The sequence below is a fragment of the Sphingobacterium alimentarium genome (assembly GCF_004342685.1).
GTDB lineage: Bacteria > Bacteroidota > Bacteroidia > Sphingobacteriales > Sphingobacteriaceae > Sphingobacterium > Sphingobacterium alimentarium.
Genome location: NZ_SMBZ01000015.1, coordinates 48,091 through 69,120 on the forward strand (window position 1 = coordinate 48,091; position 21,030 = coordinate 69,120).

Genomic DNA, 21,030 nt, shown 5'->3' on the forward strand with positions numbered 1-21,030 from the left:
CTATATCTACAGTAGTAAATCATGAATACACGAAGAAATTTTATTAAACATATTGGCTTAACGTCATTGGGAATAGGTCTTTCTCCAAGTCTGTTTGCAGCAAAGTTGTCATTCAGCAAAATCAATAAACCCATTGTATTATCGACATGGGATTTTGGTCTGAGGGCGAATGAAGAAGCATGGAAGGTGTTGTCTGCTGGTGGCCGCGCTTTGGATGCGGTGGAGCAAGGTGTTCGCCTTACGGAAGCTGACCCATCCGAGCGAAGTGTGGGCTATGGTGGTCGTCCCGATCGCGATGGCAAAGTCACCTTGGATGCTTGTATTATGGACGAATTTGCGGGAATTGGATCCGTGGCAGCTTTACAAAATATCAAACATCCGATTTCAGTAGCACGCGCCGTCATGGAGAAAACCCCACATGTCATGCTGGTGGGCGAAGGGGCCTTGCAATTTGCAAAGGAGCAAGGTTTTCCAGAAGAAAACTTGCTGACCGAAGATTCGGAAAAAGAATGGCGCGAATGGTTGAAGACGGCCAAATACGAACCCGTAGTGAATATCGAAAACCATGATACCATAGGTATGATCGCTTTGGATGCTAACGGCAATCTTTCGGGAGCGTGTACGACAAGCGGGATGGCATTTAAGATGCATGGTCGGGTTGGAGATTCACCAATTATTGGTTCGGGATTGTATGTAGACAACGAAATAGGGGCTGCAACAGCTACTGGACATGGCGAAGAGGTCATCCGCACGGTAGGCAGTCATCTTGTGGTGGAGCTGATGCGACAAGGCAATAGTCCGCAGCAGGCCTGTGAGCAAGCTGTAAAAAGAATCGTTAAGTTCACAAAAAATAGAGGTAAAACGCTGGATAATATTCAAGTCGGCTTTATCGCGTTGAATAAAAAAGGGGAGTACGGTGCATATTGTATTCACGGTGGGTTCAATTATGCAAAATACGACTCCAAAGGAAATGAATTGATCACTGGTAAATCATATTTAAAGGCTAATGGCTAATTTAGAGATAGCTTGTTTCAATACCCAATCCGCGCGGATAGCGCAAGAATTTGGTGCGGATCGAGTAGAATTATGCGCAGGAATGGAGGTTGGGGGGACGACCCCTAGTGTTGCCGATATTCTAGCGGTACGTAGTGATTTGCAAATTCTATTAAATGTTATGATACGGCCTCGCGGAGGAAACTTTGTCTATAGTGGGGAAGAGTTCGAACAGATGAAATCCGATATTATTCACTTCAAAACCTTAGGTATCGACGGTTTTGTATTTGGAATTTTGAATCCAGATGATACAGTGAATCTGGATCAGAATAAAATTCTTGTGGATTTGGCCTCGCCGCTACCTTGTACATTCCATCGCGCCTTCGATGATGTGACTGATTACAATTCCGCATTAGAGGATGTTGTCAATTGCAGATTCTCTACCATACTGACATCAGGATGTGAAAGTAATGTAGATGCGGGGATGAAAAACCTGCGTGAACTGGTGAAATTGGCTGGAGAAAGAATTACGATTATGCCAGGTGGAGGGCTACGGTCTACGAATATTGGCACGATATTGAAAGAGACAGGTGCTCGTTATTACCATTCATCGGCGATTACCGATGGTAGTGATACTGCGGTAGGCGAGGAAGTACAACGATTGAAATCAGCGTTAATATAAGAAGCAAAACTTTACGGCTTTGCTTCTTTTTAAGAGAAATTAATTTTCGGAATCTGTTCGACTACAATGCTTGCTGCCGCAAGGGTTAGCACATTGTCCAAGGCCGATACTTCTATTTGTGTTTGGTCTGATAATCTTGGGATACAATAGAGGTGAATAGAGGACTGTACTTCTTCCAGAATAATATCACCGAATACAATTCCTTTTCCCGCTAAAATAATCTTCTCTGGATTTAATATATGAATGAGCGTGGCAATTCCTTTGCCCAGCATATGACCAATTTTCTTGATTGCTTCTATCGTCAGTGCATCCCCAACATTATAAGCATGCACGAGTTGTTCAAAGGTAATTTCGTTGATTCCTGTCAAAATAGAGTTTACACGGGCAGCTATCTTGTCTTCGATATAGGTTATAGCGGTCTGAAGCGATGCCTCTACTTCCAAACATCCTTTTTTTCCGCATAAGCATTGCGTGTCGTTGTCTGCCAAAGGTATGTGGCTGAATTCGCCCGCAAAACCTTTAAATCCTTTAAAAATACTGTTGTTAATAAGGATGCCAAGTCCTACTCCCCAGGTGAGGTTGATGACCAGTGTAGGATTCGCGCCTTTGGCATTTCCGAAGTACTTTTCTACTAAGGCGATCGCCGTAGAATCATTTTCGATAAAGGTCGGGATGTCCAACTTTTCTTCTATATAAGAGGAAATATTATACAGGGGGGAATCAGCAGCGTATGAGGTGTTGATCCTCTTCTGCGCATCGACAAAGCCCGGCGAAATAATACCAATGCCCATATAGGATTGATCTTCCTTGCTGTTTTTTATGTCCTGTAGTTTCTCGACTAACGTGCTTCGAAGTTCTTCAGGTTGACTGATTGAAATATGTATTTGTATCGTATCAATGACTTTTTCTTTGTCTATATTAAATACGTCTATTTGTGTTTTCTTGCGTTCGATTGCCACGGCAATAATATGGCCCATTTTGTCTTTATCGGCAGTGTAAAGATAGGCTTTGCGGCCTCCGGTTGAATCTGACAGACCAAGGTTGAGCACAAGACCTTTTTTTACCAAATCCTTAACTCCCTTGGTTGTGATGGGCACGCTCTTTCCGACCGCATTGCTCAGTTCGCCTATAGCAGTTGTTCCCAAAAAAAACAGGCTTTTCAAGATACGGGTATTTAGATTCATAGTTTAGCTTCTTTACTACAGTAAATGTATAAATTATAATAGTAAATAATACATATTATGGATGTACAATATTGGTGCTTTCGCAAAATTTAACACCTTGCTTTTTATGGAGTTAAATACCAATCGAGTACGTTCAATAAGTGTGTTTTCTTCTATTTATACTATTATATTTTCTTGATCCATATTCTGTTAAGCCAGAGTGGTTGCTCATTAGACGATCTGAAGCTTACCTTTAGTTTGGATGCGGAGTTAATGTCGATTTGACCCATGTGTATGTCGGTGAATTCCTCCGTGTAATTGTTTTCATTGGGTTCTACGACCATCAGACCATTGGGTTTTAGCAAGCCGTTAATTGATTGGTTGCCGATCTTAATGCTAATACGCAAATCTTTATTTGTCGGATTATGTGCCGAAACCGCTACCGTATACAATCCCTTTTCGGGGAATTCCATCTGCCAAGATAATTCTTGTCCTTTAGAAATGATATGACTTGGGCGTTTTCCATCATAGCGAAGGATCTCGTATTCGCTAGGATTCAATAGATTGTTGCTGCTTAAGGAAAATCCGCCAAAGGTAGACTCTGCAACAACTTCCGAATCATATTCCATTATTTTATCAAACTCAAGTTTGACTAACGAGACAAAGTTATCCGTGGCAGTATGCGGTAAGTCGACATGAATAATCGAACCTTTTTGCTCAAACGACAATTTCACTAATTTTTTCTCTTGCAAAGCATATATAGCTTTGGGTTTTGAACGAACACCAGTAATTCTTAATTTTTTGTCCAAAGGCCAATTGAAAACGTGAGCATAAACATTGTTGTTGTGTGAAGTGAGGTATCCCCAATCAAAGTTTCTGGCGCGCAAAGGAGTTCCTTTTGCTCCATACACGGCTTCTCCATACTTGTTTAACCATTGTCCAATATCGTTTAATCGTGAAATGCTTTCGTAGGGAATCTGACCATTGGCGCGCGGCCCGATATTCAAGGTCAGTCCACCATTAAGACTGACATTCGAAATAAGGGATTCAAATATTTGGCTAGTAGATTTCCATTCTTTTTCATAGCCACTATAGCCCCAAGAATGTGCAATTGTGCCAGGTGTCTCCCAAGGATGGGCAATGTATTCATTCGCGAAGACATTGTCACCTAAGGTCTGGAAATCTACAAATTCTGCATCTGTCGGTAACCCCAGTCTGGAGTTGATGAGACAATTGGGTTGCAATTCGCGGATGAGCTGTACGGCTTGCTCGAGCTGTTCTCTTTTGAAAATCGTCTGTTCATAAGGTATCCACATATCAAACCACATAATGGCGATATCACCATAATTGGTCAGCAGCTCCCGCAATTGGGGAATAGCTTTCTCTTGCCAATATGTGTTGAATTGTTGCGGTGTGACACTTTTTGTCAGTTCAATGTTGTGATCCCACGCGTAAGGGTGTTCCCAATCGATCCAATGCGAATAGTAAAAACCGAGCTTCATGCCATGTTTGCGACATGCTTCGGCGAGCTCCTTAATGACATCCCGATTCGAACCAGAAAGTTTCGGTAAAGAATAATTCCCAACTTTAGTATCCCATATGGCTACCCCGTCGTGATGCTTGGAAGTCATAATGAGGTATTTCATCCCTGCCTTTTTCGCTTGAATAACCCATTCTTCTGGGTGTATTTGTTGCCAATCAAATCGTTGCGCCAATTCCCCATATTCTTCTTTGGAAATACGGTTGCGGTAGCGGATCCATTCTGCATAATTGTTGAGGTATCTTAAATTTTCGCCTTTCCAAATTCCTTCAGCCGCAGAATATAGCCCCCAGTGTATAAACATACCAAATCGAGCCTCCTCAAACCAATCCGTGCGGGAAGCTGTCTGAGCATAGGACAATTGGAGGGTTAATATAAGGATTGATAAAAAGGATGTAAACAATGGTCTCATACGATGTTTATTTAAGAATGACATGTTTGATTGTCTTACGATTCCAGGTGTAAGTAATGTGTATTCGTCTGTCGTCGTCTTGTATAATAGTTGGGTAGGAATATTCGTCACCTTCATTTCCATTCTCCAGAACTAGTTGATCCTTCCAATTTATCCCATCTTTGGAAGTCGCAATGTGTAATTTTGTTCGCCCTTCCCACCAATCTTTTCCCGCAATGTCTGGATTATATACAATTATGAAAAGCCCATTCTGTAGTCGAATGGCATCTGTTGCAGAGTTTGGGTTTTGTAAATTGGTTTTTTGCCAAGGTAGCCATGATTTTCCCTTATCTTTAGAAAAGGCAGTCATTACTATGTTTTCCTTACTACGGCAAAGGACTTGAAGATCTCCATTTGGGTGTTGCAATATACTCGGTTGTATGACTTCAATAGTATCTTGATGGTTAATAGGATAGTTTATCCAGGTTTTCCCGCGATCATTACTAATCTCTACATGAGCTTTCCAAATTTCGTCTAGGGATTCAGTACTAGATGGAGAAATGATTACACCATCCTCCAATGTCAATGGTTTGTTTTTGATCGGTCCCAGTGCATTGCCTTCTAATTCGAAGGGATTGGACCAAGTCAAACCACTATCGGTTGATAATTTCTTGTAGCCTTTCCATTCTCTAGGGTTTTTGCCCACTTTATAGAATAGAATCAATGTGTCGGACTGTGGATATTGATATAATACTGGATTCCAAGTGGGAAATAATTTGTTACCTACATTTCCGTCAGCGACTTTTACTGGTGTACCCCATCTTTCGTTTTGGTATACGGCTGTCCAAATGGCAACATCTGGATTTGATTCATGCGTGCCAGCAAACCAAGTAGCCAAGAATTTGTCATCACCAATTTGGTGAATACTAGATGCATGACATTGGTTGAAAGGGACATCCGCGTTATCGAAGATGTCCACTTTTGCAATCATCATAGGCTTATAAGATGAGCAACTCGTAAATAGAGTTATCAATATCGTTAGTTTGCATGCATGTAATAATAGCTTATTATTGAACATAAATACTCTCCTTCAATGGTAAATTTTTAGATGAATTACCAATCATTATTCTGTATTCTCCTTTTTCAACATTCCAATTCATATCCTCATTTAGGAATGCCAAGTCTTCCATGCTTAGATTGAGAGAGATGACTTTTTCTTCACCAGACTTTAAGTATACTTTTTCAAATCCTTTAAGTTCTATTATTGGTCTTCCCACAGTGGATAACATATCTTTAATATAGAGTTGTACGACTTCTCCACCATCTCTTGTGCCTATATTCTTGACTTTTACTTTGACGTTAAGTGTGTCGGTACTCTTTAAATTCTTTTTGCTCAACTGTAAATCAGATATTTCAAACTGGGTATAACTTAGTCCATAGCCAAATGGATAGAGTGGTTCTCCACTTAAATTGTGGTAATCATCTCCTCTACCTGTAGGATGATGGTTATAAGTCAGCGGCAATTGTCCTTCGTGAATAGGATAAGTGATTGGCAATTTCCCGGAAGGATTATATTCACCAAAGAGCGTTTTTGCAATAGCATTTCCACCTTCTTCTCCAGGGTACCATACGTTTAATATCCCATCTACTTTATCTTTCCAATTTGTCATTGTGATGGCGGAACCACCGACAAGTATAACGGATAGCGGTTTATTTAGTGATGATAGTTCATTAATCATGTTTTCTTGTTCGGTGCCTAATCCCAGGAGTGCACGATCTTGAAATTCTCCTTCATGAATCCCCCCTACAAAGACGATATAATCCGCGGTTTTGGCTGCGGTAATGGCTTTTTGAAATTCGACTGCATAATCAGTTATACCATAATTCCAAATAAGTTTAATTTGAGCGTTTCCTCTAGTTTCTCTAAATTCTACTTTGATTTGATAAGATTTATCCTTTTCAATTTGATAAGGTTTCGTAATCGTAGAGTAGCTGAGTTTTTCCCATTTGTCAATGATGAGTTCATTGTTAATAAATAATCTAAAACCATCGTTACCTTGTAAGCCAATATCAATGGTCCCCGTTTTAGGAGCTTTTATTTCTCCAGTCCAGCGTATACTATAATTGTCAAAATGCAACTTTGAATCATCAGGAGATCCTAAGGTCCAACTGTTATTTATATGTGGTGTAACTTGGGTTTCTACGGGTTGACCAATCAAATTGACATTGTCAAAATACTCTACTTTCAATCCTTGATTTGAATTGTTGTTGAGATATGAAGAAGGTATTATGTCAAAATGTTTGTGATGCCACGAGACTCCCTTGACATAAGTAATATTGACGTCAGGATAACGTTTCTTCAAGTTATTTAATCCATCTATAATACTCACTTTTTTGTTGCCGGGACCTGAATAGCCACCCAATCTTTCTTCTTCGGCATCAGATCCGATTATTACGATGTTTTTGTAAGTCTTGCTATTTATTGGAAGTGTATTGTTTTTGTTCTGTAACAGTACGAATGATTCAGCAGCAGATTTTTCTGCAAGATGTTTGTGATTTAAGTTTACAAGTTGTTTTATTTCTTGTTCATTGATGTATGGTTTTTCGAAAAGCCCAAGCTCAAATTTAGCCCTCAATACGCGAGACACAGCATCATCAATTCGCTCCTGCGATATACGGCCATCATAAAATGGAGGACTGAATAATTTGTAGTGATCATATTCTGTTTGGAATATCACATCCAGTCCGGCATTCATAGCTTGTGCTGCTGCATCAGGATAATCTTTTGCAGTACGATGCAGTACGGTGGGACCACCGACAGCGCTCGCGTCCGAGATAATAAAGCCATTGAATTTCCATTCATTTTTTAGCTTTTCTGTAAGTAGCCAATGATTTGCCGTAGCCGGTCTTCCATCTAAAAAATTATAGGCTGTCATTACGGATCTACTTTTGGCAACTGAGAAAGCTTTTTTGAAGGGATAAAGATGAGTTTCTTCCAAATATCTTTTGCTCCAATGAATAGGGTAGGAGTCTCTACCTCCTTCACCTACATTCGCCAAAAAATGCTTAGGTGTAGTTACGATATTTTGTTTCTCAAATTCCGACATAAAGGCTATGCCCATTTGTGATGTCAGATATGTGTCTTCACCATACGTTTCTTCTGTACGTCCCCAACGGACATCATTAGCAACATTGATGACTGGCGTAAGAATATGGCGAATCCCCCTTAATTTTGTCTCCGTGGCAATTGCGTTAGCTACTTCATGCATTGTTTGTAGATTAAATGTTGAGGCTAAAGCAATAGCTTGAGGGAAAGAAGTAGCTCCTTCGCGCATTAACCCGTGTAAAGCTTCGTCAAAAGGGATTATAGGTATTCCTAATCTCGTTTCTTCAATAAAGAACTTTTGAATACTATTAATTTTTCGTGTTAATTTTTCAGCATCTTCGTTAGCATTATATTGCAATAATTGACCAGCTGCACCACCCCCTTTAGTCCCCGCGCTTACTTGTAATCCAAATATTCCATGCTTATATTGACCTTCTTGAATATTGTCCAGATCTCCAGGGATCATAAAACATTGCCAGAATTTTTCCTCAGGTGTCATTCTTGACAGTAAATCTTTAACCCGCACTTCAACGGGTTGCGATGGGTCTTTATATTTAGGCTTTTGGGCAAATGAACAATTAAATATAAACAGTGTACTTGCTATTAAAAATGTTTTTCTCATGGATCAGGATAGGAATAATTATTTTACAGTTAATTGGAAAACAGCAGCATAATCAGGTGAAGCATTTAAGTCTTTTATAAATATTTTACCGTCTTTCTGGGTCCATTTTATTTTTTCATTACTTCCTAATAATTTAATCGTTTTGATTGAGATGCCGTCGGGTATAGAAAAGTTATATCCAGATTTTGGCTTTAGGTATGAATTTTTGGATTCGGTCGTATGAAAAACATGTATAAGTTTACTATCTTTTGATTTGGTATAGTAATAATCTTCTTCGTGATAAGGTGCTATTGCTCTACTAGCAAACACAGCTGATTCATTTTTATCCATCCAAGAAGATATATCTTTAAGCCTATCGTAAGCTACTTGGTCAAAATCCCCATTAGGCCCAGGCGCAATGTTTAAAAGATAATTGCCACCTCTTGATATAATTTTGATTAATGTTTCTATTATTTTTTTTGATGATTTGTAATTGTCGTTGGGTACATAGCTAAAAGAATTTCCCATAGTAATACAACTTTCCCAAGGAATGTCCAATGTATGATCGGGTACGGATTGTTCGGGAGTTACGTAATTCTCCCATTTACCAGGAACAGTGCGGTCTACAACAATGATTCCAGGTTGATTACTGCGTGCCATTGTACCGATGCGATCCATGTCAATATCTTGTTCTACTTTAATCGTACGTTGCCATTCTACGCTTGGATCTATGGTGCTGAAGGGACGTACCCATCCACCATCTAACCACAGAATGTCTACCTTGCCATATTCAGAGGTCAATTCGTTTATCTGATTGAATGTATAATCTTTATATTTTTGCCAACGGTCCGGATATTTGGTAGGATCATAGTTTACATTTCGATCTTTAGGTGGAAAATATGACCACCAATAGTATTCTGTATTCCAGTCTGGTTTGGAGAAATATGCGCCTATTTTGAAATTATCGCTGCGAAATGCATTGAAAATTTCCTTTGTTATATTTGCCTTAGGATGTATTGAAAATGGGGTGTTGGGTGAGGTAATTTTGTAATCCGATTCTTTTGTGTCAAACATGGCAAAACCATCATGATGTTTTGTTGTAAACACAACATATTTCATGCCTGCTGCTTTTGCTGCTTTTGCCCACTTGGATGGATCAAACTGAGTCGGATTAAAGGTTTTTTGAAGGTTTTTGTAATTTTGTACATATTCATAATAGGTGGCGCCATGTTCGGGTTTTCTTTGTGTCCAGTCTTCATCCTCTGGGCACAGGCTCCAACTTTCTACAATTCCCCACTGACTATAAGTCCCCCAATGCATAAACAATCCAAATTTCATGTCTTGCCATTCCTCTAGATTTTTTAAAACTTGGGGATCTGTGGGTTTTTCATAGCCCGCTGATACATTATGAGCTTGCGCATTAACAGTAATTGCACTCGTGCTAAATAAAATGGAAAAGAATAAGTTTTTTAAGTTCATAGCATTATTGGTGTATAGCGTTTTAGTATTATGTTATAAAATAAAAGCCGCCATTGGCGGCTTTTATTTTATAAATTCTGTTGTATTACTTAATATCCCAAAATAACTTTGTATTAATGTTATCTTGATCCTTAATAGTGTTGTAATTATCCAAATTGTACGCTTGTTCAGATTGTGGTAGATACCATTTCAATGGAGCTGTTTTTTGGATGTCTGAAGATTCAACTCTAAATGTAAATGTAGGGAAATCTAGACGTCTTACCTCAGCCCAGTTTTGAGTAGGCTGAATAATATTGAAGTGTAGCCATTTTTGGTAAGCAATCTTCTCAAGAATGTTTCCTCCCCATCCAATTTTAGTGATATAGTTGTTCACTTCCGCTGTGGTAGGAGCAGCTGGAGCAGCAACAAGAGAATTGTTACTTACGGCTCTTAATCGCTGTAGAAAGTCAATAGATTCTTTGATTCCATTTTCAAAGTGCGTCTTCGCGCCTGCATTATCTCCTGATTTTGATTTTTTTTCAGCCAATAAATATTGCACTTCAGAAGCTGTAACTAAGACACCTGGGAAGTTTTGATTTCTGGAATAAGTAGATCTATTATAAATAGCTATTTTGCTTGGATTGGCTTGTGTACCAGAAATGGCTGCGCTTTGTTCTGCAGAATTTAGACTTTGATCTAATCCTGTGAATACGCCAGCCGCCCCAGCGCCGGGTTCAAACATGAAAGGCAATCTTGGGTCAGCATTGGTAACCATATGGTCAATTATCTTCTTGCCAGCAATATTGTTGTTCCAACTTTCTAAAGCATCCAAAAAGTCGCGCGAATGGATATCTGAAGCATTATTAAATATATCTACTTGTATATTGTCATTATTTGTCAAAATAATAGGATACGTTGTAGAATTGCTGATAATCTCATTGATTTCTTGGGTAGCTCTAGCAGTGAATGAAGGTGCTTCGCTAACACGTGTAAGCATTCTCAGCCTTAGTGAATTACAGTATTTCTTCCATAGATCCACAGATCCACTATTTATTAAATCCTGATTTTTAAAAGATGTCGCAGAAGCTGTCGGTATTGTAATGGAATTTAATTCTGTACTGATAGCCTTTAATTCATCGAGCATAGTGGAATAGATATCTTCGGCCTTATCGTATTTTGGATAAGATATGGAATAATCACCACCATTAGAACTTAACTTACCTGCCTCAGACCAAGGCACGCTGCCATGGATGTCCACATGCTGTTGGGTTTGATCAAAGAAAAATATTTTTGCGGCAATCATAAATATCTTCTTATCATTTTTTTCAGTCTCAGGGAGTGTAGCATAGATTTTTTCAAGCTCACGGAATTGCGCTAATCCTTGGTAATATCTTTCCCAACGATCCGTGATTGCCGCAGCCCCAGGATTTAATTGATTCTCACTATTAGCCCATCCAATTACTTGGATATATCTGTGTATAGTAGGCGCTAATGTCACAAAATAATTTCTGTACGTAGGCACCACCAGTTCTCTAAATGTATATTGCAAACCTGAGAATTGTCTTTCTACTGAAGAGCTAGTGACCTTTGATGGGTCTCTATAAACTTCATCAAAAGATTCTTTTTTACAGGATGTTATAGCTGTAAGTGAAGCAGTACATAGTCCTGCTATCACAAGTAATTTGTTCATTTTCATCGTTTTAAAAACTTGCTCTTAACATTAAACCATAAGTTCTAGTAGCAGGTGATGTACCAGCATTGGAAACATTATTGACCCAATTTGATCCACCGGTCATCTGCTCTGGATCTAAATCTTTAATCGATCTGTATAAGAAGAATAGGTTTCTTCCAAAAGCAGATATTTGTAGATTTTTTGCTCTAAGCTTATTTGCAATTGTACCAGGCAGTTTATATCCCAATGACAATTCTCTCATTTTTATATAATTATTGTCTTGTACATATAAACCGTAATTAGAGTTCGAATATTGTGGACCACCCCAATTATAAGTTTGCGCATAGTAGTAGGCTTGCGAAATAATGTTTGTATTTGGAGTACCGTCTGCTAAGACCCCTTCCATTAACATACCATCTGTAAATACTTTTTCACCATTTGGACCACTTGCACCATTGTGTGGAACACCTTTCCCACCAGATAAGTAATAGCTTAAGCCTCCGTGTTCGGTATCCATCGCATTTAAGGATTCTTCAAGAAGTCCCCGGCTGATCATCCAATTAATACCTGTTGGCATTACTTGGCCTCCCCATCTGAAATCAATCAATGCATCTAATGTGAAATTTTTGTAGTTAAAAGTGTTAATGAAACCGCCCACTGCTTTAGGCATAGCGTTGCCCGCTTTTACCCATGCGTCTTCGTCTAATTTATACAAACCATTCGCTTGTACGATTTTGTTGCCATTGGCATCAGTTGCTATCGGATGTACCATGATATCACCCATTGATTCACCTACTTTAGAAACTAATTGGGCAGCTGCACCATCATAGTCTCTGTGCAAAAGTTCAGTAGCTCCACCTGGTAAGGCTTCCACCACGTTTCTATTCATCGAAAAGTTTAATGTAGTGTTCCACTTAAAGTTTTCATTCTGAATAGGGGCGCCATTGATAGCAAATTCCCATCCTTTATTACGCAAAGTTCCGACGTTAGCAATGATCGAAGAAGAACCCATTGATATTGGCAATGAATAGTTTAAGATTTGGTCTACGATTTTTCCATTGTAATAAGTAATATCGAAACCTAGTCTTCCATTCAACATACGGGTTTCTAATCCAAACTCGATTTCGTGCTTAGTCTCTGGTTTTATTTTTTCATTACCAAAACTTGAAACAGGAATGTTAGTGTATAGTACAGCGGTTCCCGCTCCTTGATTTCCTAGTGTGTTTTGCGTATAACTAAGTGCACTTTGGTAGATACCTGGATAGTTACCTACAATACCCCATGATCCTCTTAGTTTTGCATAATCAAATACTGAAGATAAATCAAATGCATCCGATAATATAAACGAAGAGTTAACTGAAGGATAGAAAAGGACATTATTGTCAGGATGCATTTGAGAAATGCGCTCTCTTCTTAATGTACCTTCTACAAACCAATAGTCTTTTAGATTAAAATTCAAAGTTCCAAAAACCGCATCTCTTAATGAGTTAAGTCTAGAAGTGCTTGTTCTAGCTTGATTGACTGAAGCGTTGATGTCATACCAGTTTCTTACACTTAAGCCGCCATCTGTATAACTATTCATATTCGTGCTTTGAGACTTTGTCGCCGTATAGCCTACCATAGCACCAAGCTTGATGTCTTGATTTACTTGTCTAGAATAGGAAGCTAATAAATCCGTGTAGTAAATGTTGGCTGTTTGATTATGCAGACCATAATAACCTGTGTTTTCTAATGATAAAGGCCTTTCATTAGGTTGTTTATCATCAATCTTACTATTAGTCATGTCTGCAGAGAATCGTCCGCGTAGTGAAAAATCCTCAGTGATTTGCCATGTGTTCGTAAATGAGCTTATTAATCTATTAGAGTACTCATCATAATTGCGGGCTTTAACATTCCATATATAATCTAATACATCTGTTTTATAGCCGTTGTAAGTAAGGTTCTCTTCTGGTGTTAAACTTGGGTTGGATCCTGTTACATATTTGTACCCTAGACTAGTCTGATATCTATCCAAATACCACTCAGGATTATCCCAAGTAGAAATCATCCCTGTAAAATTATTAATCAGACGATCTGTAAGGAATGGACGGTTATGCGTATGCTGATTTATGTAGTTTACAACGATATCAGTTTTGAAATCCTTCCAAAGATTAAATGTTGAATTTAAATTAGCAATGTTTTTCTTATTGTATGAATCTAAAGACGTCATTTGATTGTCTTGGCGAGTCAAAGAAAAACGTGTATTAGAGTTAGCTCCTGTGTGACCCAAAGCCAAGTTAAAGGTTGTATTATTTGGATTGTTAAAGAACTTATTGTACGAGTTTTGAGCTACATATGGTTTTACAGTTCCATCCCATGCAATAGTTGGTTGGCCATCGAATTTGGGACCAAAGTTGATGGAAGCTGGTAAAACTCCTCTTGTTACTCCATTAATAGCTCTAGATTGGTCATAATAAAAGAATTTGTCTTCAGCTTGTCCACCATTTGAATATTCAATGGAATATCCGGGGCCTCTTACATCTTGAAATCTAGGTAAATATGCGATTTGGTCATTTGTGTATGTAGCATTGAAGTTGATTGAAAAACCTTCTCCTCCTTTACCAGATTTAGTAGTTACCAAAACAACACCGTTCATCGCCTCGGATCCATATAGTGCTGCTGCAGATGCGCCCTTCAGTACCGATATCGATTCAATATCCTCAGGGTTTAGATCTTCTAATCCATTACCACGAGCACGTTGATCACCCCAATAGTCAGAATTATTAAAAGATGTTTGACGCATTGGCACACCATCAATAATCACCAACGGTTGAGAGTTGCCGGTAATAGAGTTTGTACCGCGGATGTTGATGTTGATACCCGACGTGGCTCCACCTGGTGCCGCTGAAATACGAACGCCTGGGGCTTTACCGTAAAGTGCCCCAGCAAAGTTTGGGGATCCTGTTTTCGTTAATTCTTCTGCACCCACCGTACTCATCGCATAACCTAATTCCTTAGGTGCTCTTTTAATACCCATCGCTGTTACCACGACTTCGTCGATGCCGCTTGCATCTTCATCAAGAGATACATTCAGGGAAGGCCCTGATACGGTAACTTCTTTAGAAAAATAGCCGATTATGGAGAATCTTAACTTTTCGCCATTGTTAGCTTGAATGGTATAACTACCATTTGTGTTAGATTGAGTTGCTCTGTTGGTCCCTACTACCGTGATAGTAACGCCAGGTAAGCTCTCATTAGCAGCTGTTACTCTCCCTGTAACAGTTTGCTGTGCAAATACTGTTGAAATGCTACAAATTAGCATCAACAGTGAAATGCTCCAGTGTTTGTAATAATTGCTCATAATAGTAAGATATAGTTTGTTTGTTTCATGATGTTGTTAATGATTCAGATTGAGTTACTGCCACACAGGCCGACGCGATGGGTTGGATATGCGCGATATCCGAAATCTCGATGCTCGTGCGTTGCGCCAGTCGCGGTATGCAGTATATATGTATAGAAGATTGAATTTCGTTCAAAAGAATATTGCCGAATACCGATCCTATTCCACTGATGATGACAGAAGCGGGATTGAGAATGTGTATTAACGTAGCGATACCTTTGCCAAGCATATAGCCTATTTTTTTGATGGCATATATGCTGAGTTGATCCCCTTGTTTATAAGATTGTATTAATGCTTCCAGCAGTTCTGACTTGTCACCATTGTCTATATGTTTTGACAGCTGGGATACTTCCCCTTCTTTGAGTTTTTCTTTGATATAATCAATAGAAGATTCCAACGAAGCTTCTACTTCTAGACATCCTTTTTTGCCACATGAACATAATTTGCTTTCATCTGCTAGAGGAATATGGCTAAACTCACCTGCAAATCCATTATTCCCACGAAAAAGCTGCTGATCCACAATGATTCCTAAACCCACACCCCATGTCAGATTAATGACAAGTGCGTGATTGGTTGTCTTCGCTTTGCCGAAATGTTTCTCAGCGATGGCGATAGCGGAAGAATCGTTTTCGATGTACGTGTCGATGTGTAAGTTATCCTTTAAGCGTTTAGCGAGATCATGCAAAGGCGATTTTTTAGGATACGAATTGTTCACACCCAGTTGTGAATCTACAAATCCGGGGGTTGTCACACCGATAGCAAATATTCTAGCATGCTGGTATTCGTCAATAAGTTTTTTGCTATTGGTCAATATAGACTGATAGATCTCCTCATCGTTGAAGTGATCGATATTGGTAGTCAGGATATCGCTAATCAGCTCGTTGGATATATTATATATAGCATATACAATAGAGTACCTATTGATGCTTATCGATAATATATTACCTATTGCTTTTGTATTAAGATTGTAGACGGCTGCTCTTCGTCCTCCTGTGGAGGCGCGTAATCCGCCCGAAACGATATAATTGTTTTCGATGAGCTGCTGAACTGCCTTCGTAGTGACCGGAATGCTTTTACCCAAAAATGCACTTATTTCGGCAATGGATTGTGTGCCCGAAAAGTAAATGGATTTTAGAATTTGAGTTTGAAATTGGCTAGACATAACTAATAGTTATATTACTTAGGTAAAGTTAATAAAACAAAACTATAAACTCCAAATACTTTTTAAATAAAATAAAAAGTATTTGGAGTTTCATTTTTAATGAATAAAATACTTAGCAAGGTTTTGTATCTTCGGCTGCATATAAACTGTTTATCTATTAATATGAAACAACGCTATTATTCCCTCGATGTATTTAGAGGAGCTACAGTTGCTTTTATGATTATGGTTAATAATCCTGGATCGTGGAATTCAATTTTTGCTCCACTAGGTCATGCAGCATGGCATGGATGTACACCTACGGATTTAGTGTTTCCATTTTTCTTGTTTGCCGTGGGTAATGCTATGGCTTTTGTAATGCCAAAATTGCAAGAGGCTGGAGATGCTGTATTTTGGAAAAAGGTTATTAAACGTACTGTACTTATCTTTTTGATAGGTCTGTTTATTATGTGGTGGCCATTTGTGAAATGGGAAGCTAACGAACTCGTCTTTCGTCATTGGGTAGATCCTAATGATCCAGAAAAGGGGATACGTATACTGGGCGTATTGCAACGTATTGCTTTAGCCTACTTTTTTGCATCTATAATGGCCTATTTCTTAAAGCCAAAAAATATTATTTGGGTTTCGGCTGGAATTCTATTTGCTTATTGGGGACTGTGCTACTTCTTGGGGACAGGTGATCCATATAGTTTAGAAGGATGGTTTGGTAATGCTATCGATAAACAAATTATTGGCGTAGCGCATATGTATAAAGGTGAGGGAGTGCCATTTGAACCAGAAGGTTTGGCTAGTACTCTACCTGCTATTGTACAAGTTGTTTTCGGATATTTGACTGGTTTATTTATTCGTAATCAAGGCCAGGTGGATTGGTTATGGTCGAAGGTTCCGCAAGCAAAAGAGCCGCATTTTAAATTGCTTGCTGGTCTTTTCGTGACGGGATTTATCCTGTTAATATTGGGATGGACTTGGTCCTTAGGTTTTCCTATTAACAAAAAGATCTGGACAAGTTCATATGTCTTATATACTGTAGGTTTAGGGATTTTGACTATAGGCACTATGATTTGGTATATCGAAGTACAAGGCGTACGTAATTGGGTGACTAAATTCTTTGATGTATTCGGTAAGAATCCATTATTTATTTATGTGCTGAGTGCTGTCTTAATACGTTTTGTAGGTTTATTTAGAATTCCTAATGGCGTAAATGCTGACGGTATTCAACAATATACTACGGCGTTCTCATGGTATTATAATAATGTTTGTTCAGCTTTACCTGGACCTCCAGAATTGGGATCATTGTTCTATGCTATTACCTATATGTTGCTGATGTGGTCGGTAGGCTATGTCTTGGACAAAAAGGGCATATATGTAAAGGTTTAACTAATAGAAGGATGTAGCGTCTTTAATAGGAAACACGTTCTTATGTTTTAGTACAAGAGATAACTATTATGGTGCGATATTTTTTAGGGACATTAATAATTATGTTTGCATTTACGTCTTGTAAAAAAGATGAGAACGATTCTAGCGACAATTCTTTTGTTGTAACATATGATGGTGCTTTGTTCCATTGTACTGGATTTAAATCTTTTATTGAAATTAAAGATCTTGATCGCTTGAACCTAATTTTAGACCTTGACGACAAATATTCAGGTAATGTTGTTGGTTTGGTTGATTTAAAAGGGGATTATAAAAAAGATGATAAGATTAAAGTTTCTGTAGCAAAATATAACATTACTGGAGATAAAGTCTGTCCTGCTTTTACACCATTTCCATCTGTTGTGGTTCTAAAAGAGGAGCTAATAGATGATTAAAGTATAGATTGAAAACGCTGTGTTGGTTTTATAGTTTTTAATCCTTACCTTTGCAGGCAATTAATTAAATTTTTAACGCTTTAATATTATTCACGAAATGTATTTAAGTAAAGAGTACAAAGCTGGTATCTTCGCAGAATTTGCTGGTGCAGCTGACAACACTGGTTCTGCAGAAGGACAAGTTGCTTTATTCACTAAAAGAATTGCTCACTTAACTGAGCACTTGAAAAAAAACAGAAAAGATTTTAATACACAACGTTCTCTACAAAAATTAGTAGGTAAACGTCGTTCGTTATTAGCTTATTTGTACAAAAAAGATATCAACCGTTACCGTGCGATCATCAAAGGTTTAGGTTTACGTGATATCATCAAGTAAGCTTATATAGTGTAAAGCTTAAAAAGCCATCCATTTTTGGATGGCTTTTTTTATGTATTATGCTTGCGTAGAATAAAAAATAAGTACCTTTGTTTTGAATTTTTAAAGGTCATAAAAATCGATGCATCAGTAGAATAAAGAGGAAAATGCATCCGTATTACAAAACAATGAGTTATAACGAACAAAAAGTAACAATCGATTTAGGTGGCGGTCTTGCGCCTATCGAATTGTCTACAGGCAAATTGGCTAAACAAGCTGATGGTTCTGTAGTGTTGAAACAAGGGAATACCATGCTATTAGCAACGGTAGTATCCTCAAAAGAAGCAAAAGCAGGTGTGGATTTTTTACCACTTTCTGTTGATTATCAAGAAAAATATGCGGCTACAGGTCGTATCCCCGGAGGTTTTCTTCGTCGTGAGGCAAGATTATCAGACTATGAGGTTTTAATCTCTCGTTTGGTCGATAGAGCTTTGCGCCCACTATTCCCAGAGACGTATCACGCAGATACACAAGTGATGATTTCTTTGATCTCTGCGGACAAAGATATTATGCCAGATGCGTTGGCAGGTCTTGCAGCTTCTGCTGCAATTGCTGTTTCGGATATTCCTTTCAATGGTCCTATCTCCGAAGTACGTGTAGCTAAAGTCGATGGACAATTAGTTATCAACCCACGCTTGTCAGAATTAGAAAGAGCTACTTTAGAATTTATTGTAGCGGGTTCTGCTCAAGATATCGTGATGGTAGAAGGTGAAGCAAACGAAATTTCTGAAGCGGAAATGGTAGAGGCTATCGCTTTTGCACACGAAGCTATCAAAAAACAAGTTGCAGCTCAATTAGAATTATCGAGATTAGTAGGTTCGGAAACAAAACGTGAGTTTAACCATGAGCCTTCTAACGAAGAATTGAGAGCGCAAATTTTCAGTGCTACATACGATAGAGTTTATGAAATTGCGAAGTCAGGTTCTGCTAAGCACGAACGTTCGGATAAATTTGCTGCTATCAGCGAAGAAGTATTAGCTTCATTAGGTGAAGACATCGATGATGAAACTAAATTCTTAGCTAAAAAATATTTCCACGACGTACAATACGATGCGGTTCGTAACCTAATATTGGACGAAGGTATCCGTTTGGATGGACGTAATGCACGTACAGTACGTCCTATCTGGTCTGAGGTAGATTATTTACCTGCAGCACACGGATCGGCAGTATTTACGCGTGGTGAGACTCAGTCATTGACTTCAGTTACTTTAGGAGCTAAAGATGATGAGCAAATGATTGATGGTGCTTTCATCAATGGATACAACAAATTCATTTTACACTACAACTTCCCAGGTTTCTCAACAGGTGAAGTAAGACCAAATAGAGGTGCTGGTCGTCGTGAGATTGGTCACGGTAACTTAGCGATGCGCTCTTTGAAAAAAGTATTACCAGCTGACGCTGAAAATCCATACACTATCCGTGTTGTTTCTGATATTTTAGAATCGAATGGTTCTTCATCTATGGCAACAGTTTGTGCAGGTACTTTAGCTTTATTGGATGCAGGGGTGAAATTGAAAGCTCCAGTATCAGGTATTGCAATGGGATTAATCACAGATGAGAAAACAGGTAAATACGCTATCCTTTCAGATATCTTAGGTGATGAAGATCACTTAGGTGATATGGACTTCAAGGTTACAGGTACTGAAAATGGTATCGTAGCTTGTCAAATGGACTTAAAGATCAATGGTCTTAAGTGGGAAGTGTTGACACAAGCATTGGATCAAGCGAAAGAAGCACGTTTACACATCTTAGGTGAGATGAAGAAAACGATTTCTGAACCTCGTGAGGATTACAAACCACATGCTCCACGTATTATCCAATTGACAATCGATAAAGAATTTATTGGTGCTGTTATCGGGCCAGGTGGTAAAATCATTCAAGAGATGCAACGTGAGACTGGTGCGACGATTTCAATTGAAGAAGTTAACAACCAAGGTATCGTTCAGATCTTTGCAGACAATAAAGATGCTATCGATGCAGCGACTACACGTATCAAAAATATCGTAGCTAAACCAGAAATCGGTGCTACATACGAAGGTAAAGTGAAATCTATCATGGCTTTCGGTGCTTTCGTGGAGATTATGCCAGGTAAAGATGGTTTGTTGCACATTTCTGAGATTGATTGGAAACGTATCGAAACTATGGATGGCATCTACAAAGAAGGTGATGTAGTTACCGTAAAATTATTAGATATTGACAAACAAGGTAAAATGAAACTTTCTCGTAAAGCTTTATTGCCTCGTCCTCCAAGAGAAGATAAACCCAAGCGTGAAGACAAACCAGCAGCTCCTGCTACTGACGCTCCTCAAGCTTAATTCTTTTTAGGAAATTATAGTAAAGCCCAACTTTAAAAAGTTGGGCTTTTTTTGTTCTTGTAACAAATAGTATAAGTTTACTGATTCATTCTTTAAGTCTGCTCAGTGAAACTTCTCTTTCACTCATTTTGCAATATTGGATATTGTAAGGGTTGTACTTTGTGAGGTAGTAATCATATTAAAACTTATCTATTATGAATAAGAAATTATTATTAATTTTTTTTACTGATTCTTGTACTTGTGCAGGGGTGTAAAAAAGGAGATACAGGTCCGCAAGGACCTGCTGGACCACAAGGTATACAAGGGGTCAAGGGTGATAATGGATCGATGATTTATAGTGTAATGATG

14 protein-coding genes are annotated in these 21,030 nt (G+C 38.5%); 6 read left to right on the forward strand and 8 right to left on the reverse strand.

Annotated features, from left to right (window positions below; translation table 11 throughout):
- Nucleotides 1-21 precede the first annotated feature (21 nt).
- Nucleotides 22-1,014, forward strand: a complete 993-nt coding sequence (locus EDC17_RS07325) for an isoaspartyl peptidase/L-asparaginase family protein (protein ID WP_207895714.1) — start codon at nt 22-24, stop codon at nt 1,012-1,014.
- Complete coding sequence (locus tag EDC17_RS07330) at nt 1,007-1,675, forward strand: copper homeostasis protein CutC (RefSeq protein ID WP_132777445.1); 669 nt, start codon at nt 1,007-1,009, stop codon at nt 1,673-1,675. Before EDC17_RS07325 ends, EDC17_RS07330 begins: the two co-directional genes overlap by 8 nt.
- Before the next feature lie 29 nt (nt 1,676-1,704).
- On the opposite strand, the gene EDC17_RS07335 is transcribed toward EDC17_RS07330, so the two are convergent.
- The 8 genes from EDC17_RS07335 to EDC17_RS07370 form a co-directional block, all read right to left on the reverse strand.
- Complete coding sequence (locus EDC17_RS07335) at nt 1,705-2,859, reverse strand: ROK family protein (protein ID WP_132777446.1); 1,155 nt, start codon at nt 2,857-2,859, stop codon at nt 1,705-1,707.
- A 164-nt stretch (nt 2,860-3,023) separates the two neighbouring features.
- A complete protein-coding gene (locus tag EDC17_RS07340) occupies nt 3,024-4,814 on the reverse strand; it encodes an alpha-L-fucosidase (protein WP_243646071.1) in 1,791 nt (596 codons plus the stop codon).
- Nucleotides 4,798-5,763 carry a sialidase family protein gene (locus EDC17_RS07345; RefSeq protein WP_243646072.1) on the reverse strand — a complete coding sequence of 322 codons (966 nt, stop codon included), beginning with the start codon at nt 5,761-5,763 and terminating at the stop codon, nt 4,798-4,800. Before EDC17_RS07345 ends, EDC17_RS07340 begins: the two co-directional genes overlap by 17 nt.
- A gap of 73 nt (nt 5,764-5,836) precedes the next feature.
- Nucleotides 5,837-8,497 (reverse strand): glycoside hydrolase family 3 N-terminal domain-containing protein, encoded by a 2,661-nt coding sequence (locus EDC17_RS07350; protein ID WP_132777448.1) that lies wholly within the window; start codon nt 8,495-8,497, stop codon nt 5,837-5,839.
- An 18-nt stretch (nt 8,498-8,515) separates the two neighbouring features.
- Nucleotides 8,516-9,955: an alpha-L-fucosidase gene (locus EDC17_RS07355; RefSeq protein WP_132777449.1), complete on the reverse strand. Its 1,440-nt coding sequence runs from the start codon at nt 9,953-9,955 to the stop codon at nt 8,516-8,518.
- 85 nt (nt 9,956-10,040) lie between these two features.
- Nucleotides 10,041-11,624, reverse strand: a complete 1,584-nt coding sequence (locus EDC17_RS07360; protein WP_132777450.1) for a SusD/RagB family nutrient-binding outer membrane lipoprotein — start codon at nt 11,622-11,624, stop codon at nt 10,041-10,043.
- A gap of 10 nt (nt 11,625-11,634) precedes the next feature.
- Nucleotides 11,635-14,946: a SusC/RagA family TonB-linked outer membrane protein gene (locus EDC17_RS07365; protein WP_207895717.1), complete on the reverse strand. Its 3,312-nt coding sequence runs from the start codon at nt 14,944-14,946 to the stop codon at nt 11,635-11,637.
- 25 nt (nt 14,947-14,971) lie between these two features.
- A complete protein-coding gene (locus EDC17_RS07370) occupies nt 14,972-16,147 on the reverse strand; it encodes an ROK family transcriptional regulator (RefSeq protein ID WP_132777451.1) in 1,176 nt (391 codons plus the stop codon).
- A gap of 162 nt (nt 16,148-16,309) precedes the next feature.
- Between EDC17_RS07370 and EDC17_RS07375 the strand changes: the two genes are divergently transcribed.
- The 4 genes from EDC17_RS07375 to pnp all read left to right on the forward strand — a co-directional run bounded on the left by EDC17_RS07375 (nt 16,310) and on the right by pnp (nt 20,682).
- Nucleotides 16,310-17,521, forward strand: coding sequence for an acyltransferase family protein (locus EDC17_RS07375; RefSeq protein WP_132777452.1), 1,212 nt, complete (start codon nt 16,310-16,312; stop codon nt 17,519-17,521).
- Nucleotides 17,522-17,622: 101 nt separating this feature from the next.
- Complete coding sequence (locus EDC17_RS07380) at nt 17,623-17,952, forward strand: hypothetical protein (protein WP_132777453.1); 330 nt, start codon at nt 17,623-17,625, stop codon at nt 17,950-17,952.
- 97 nt (nt 17,953-18,049) lie between these two features.
- Nucleotides 18,050-18,328 (forward strand): 30S ribosomal protein S15, encoded by a 279-nt coding sequence (gene rpsO / locus EDC17_RS07385; protein WP_132777454.1) that lies wholly within the window; start codon nt 18,050-18,052, stop codon nt 18,326-18,328.
- Between the two features lie 167 nt (nt 18,329-18,495).
- The gene (gene pnp / locus EDC17_RS07390; RefSeq protein WP_132777455.1) at nt 18,496-20,682 is read left to right on the forward strand and encodes a polyribonucleotide nucleotidyltransferase; all 2,187 of its coding nucleotides are present in this window, start codon (nt 18,496-18,498) and stop codon (nt 20,680-20,682) included.
- Nucleotides 20,683-21,030: the final 348 nt, after the last annotated feature.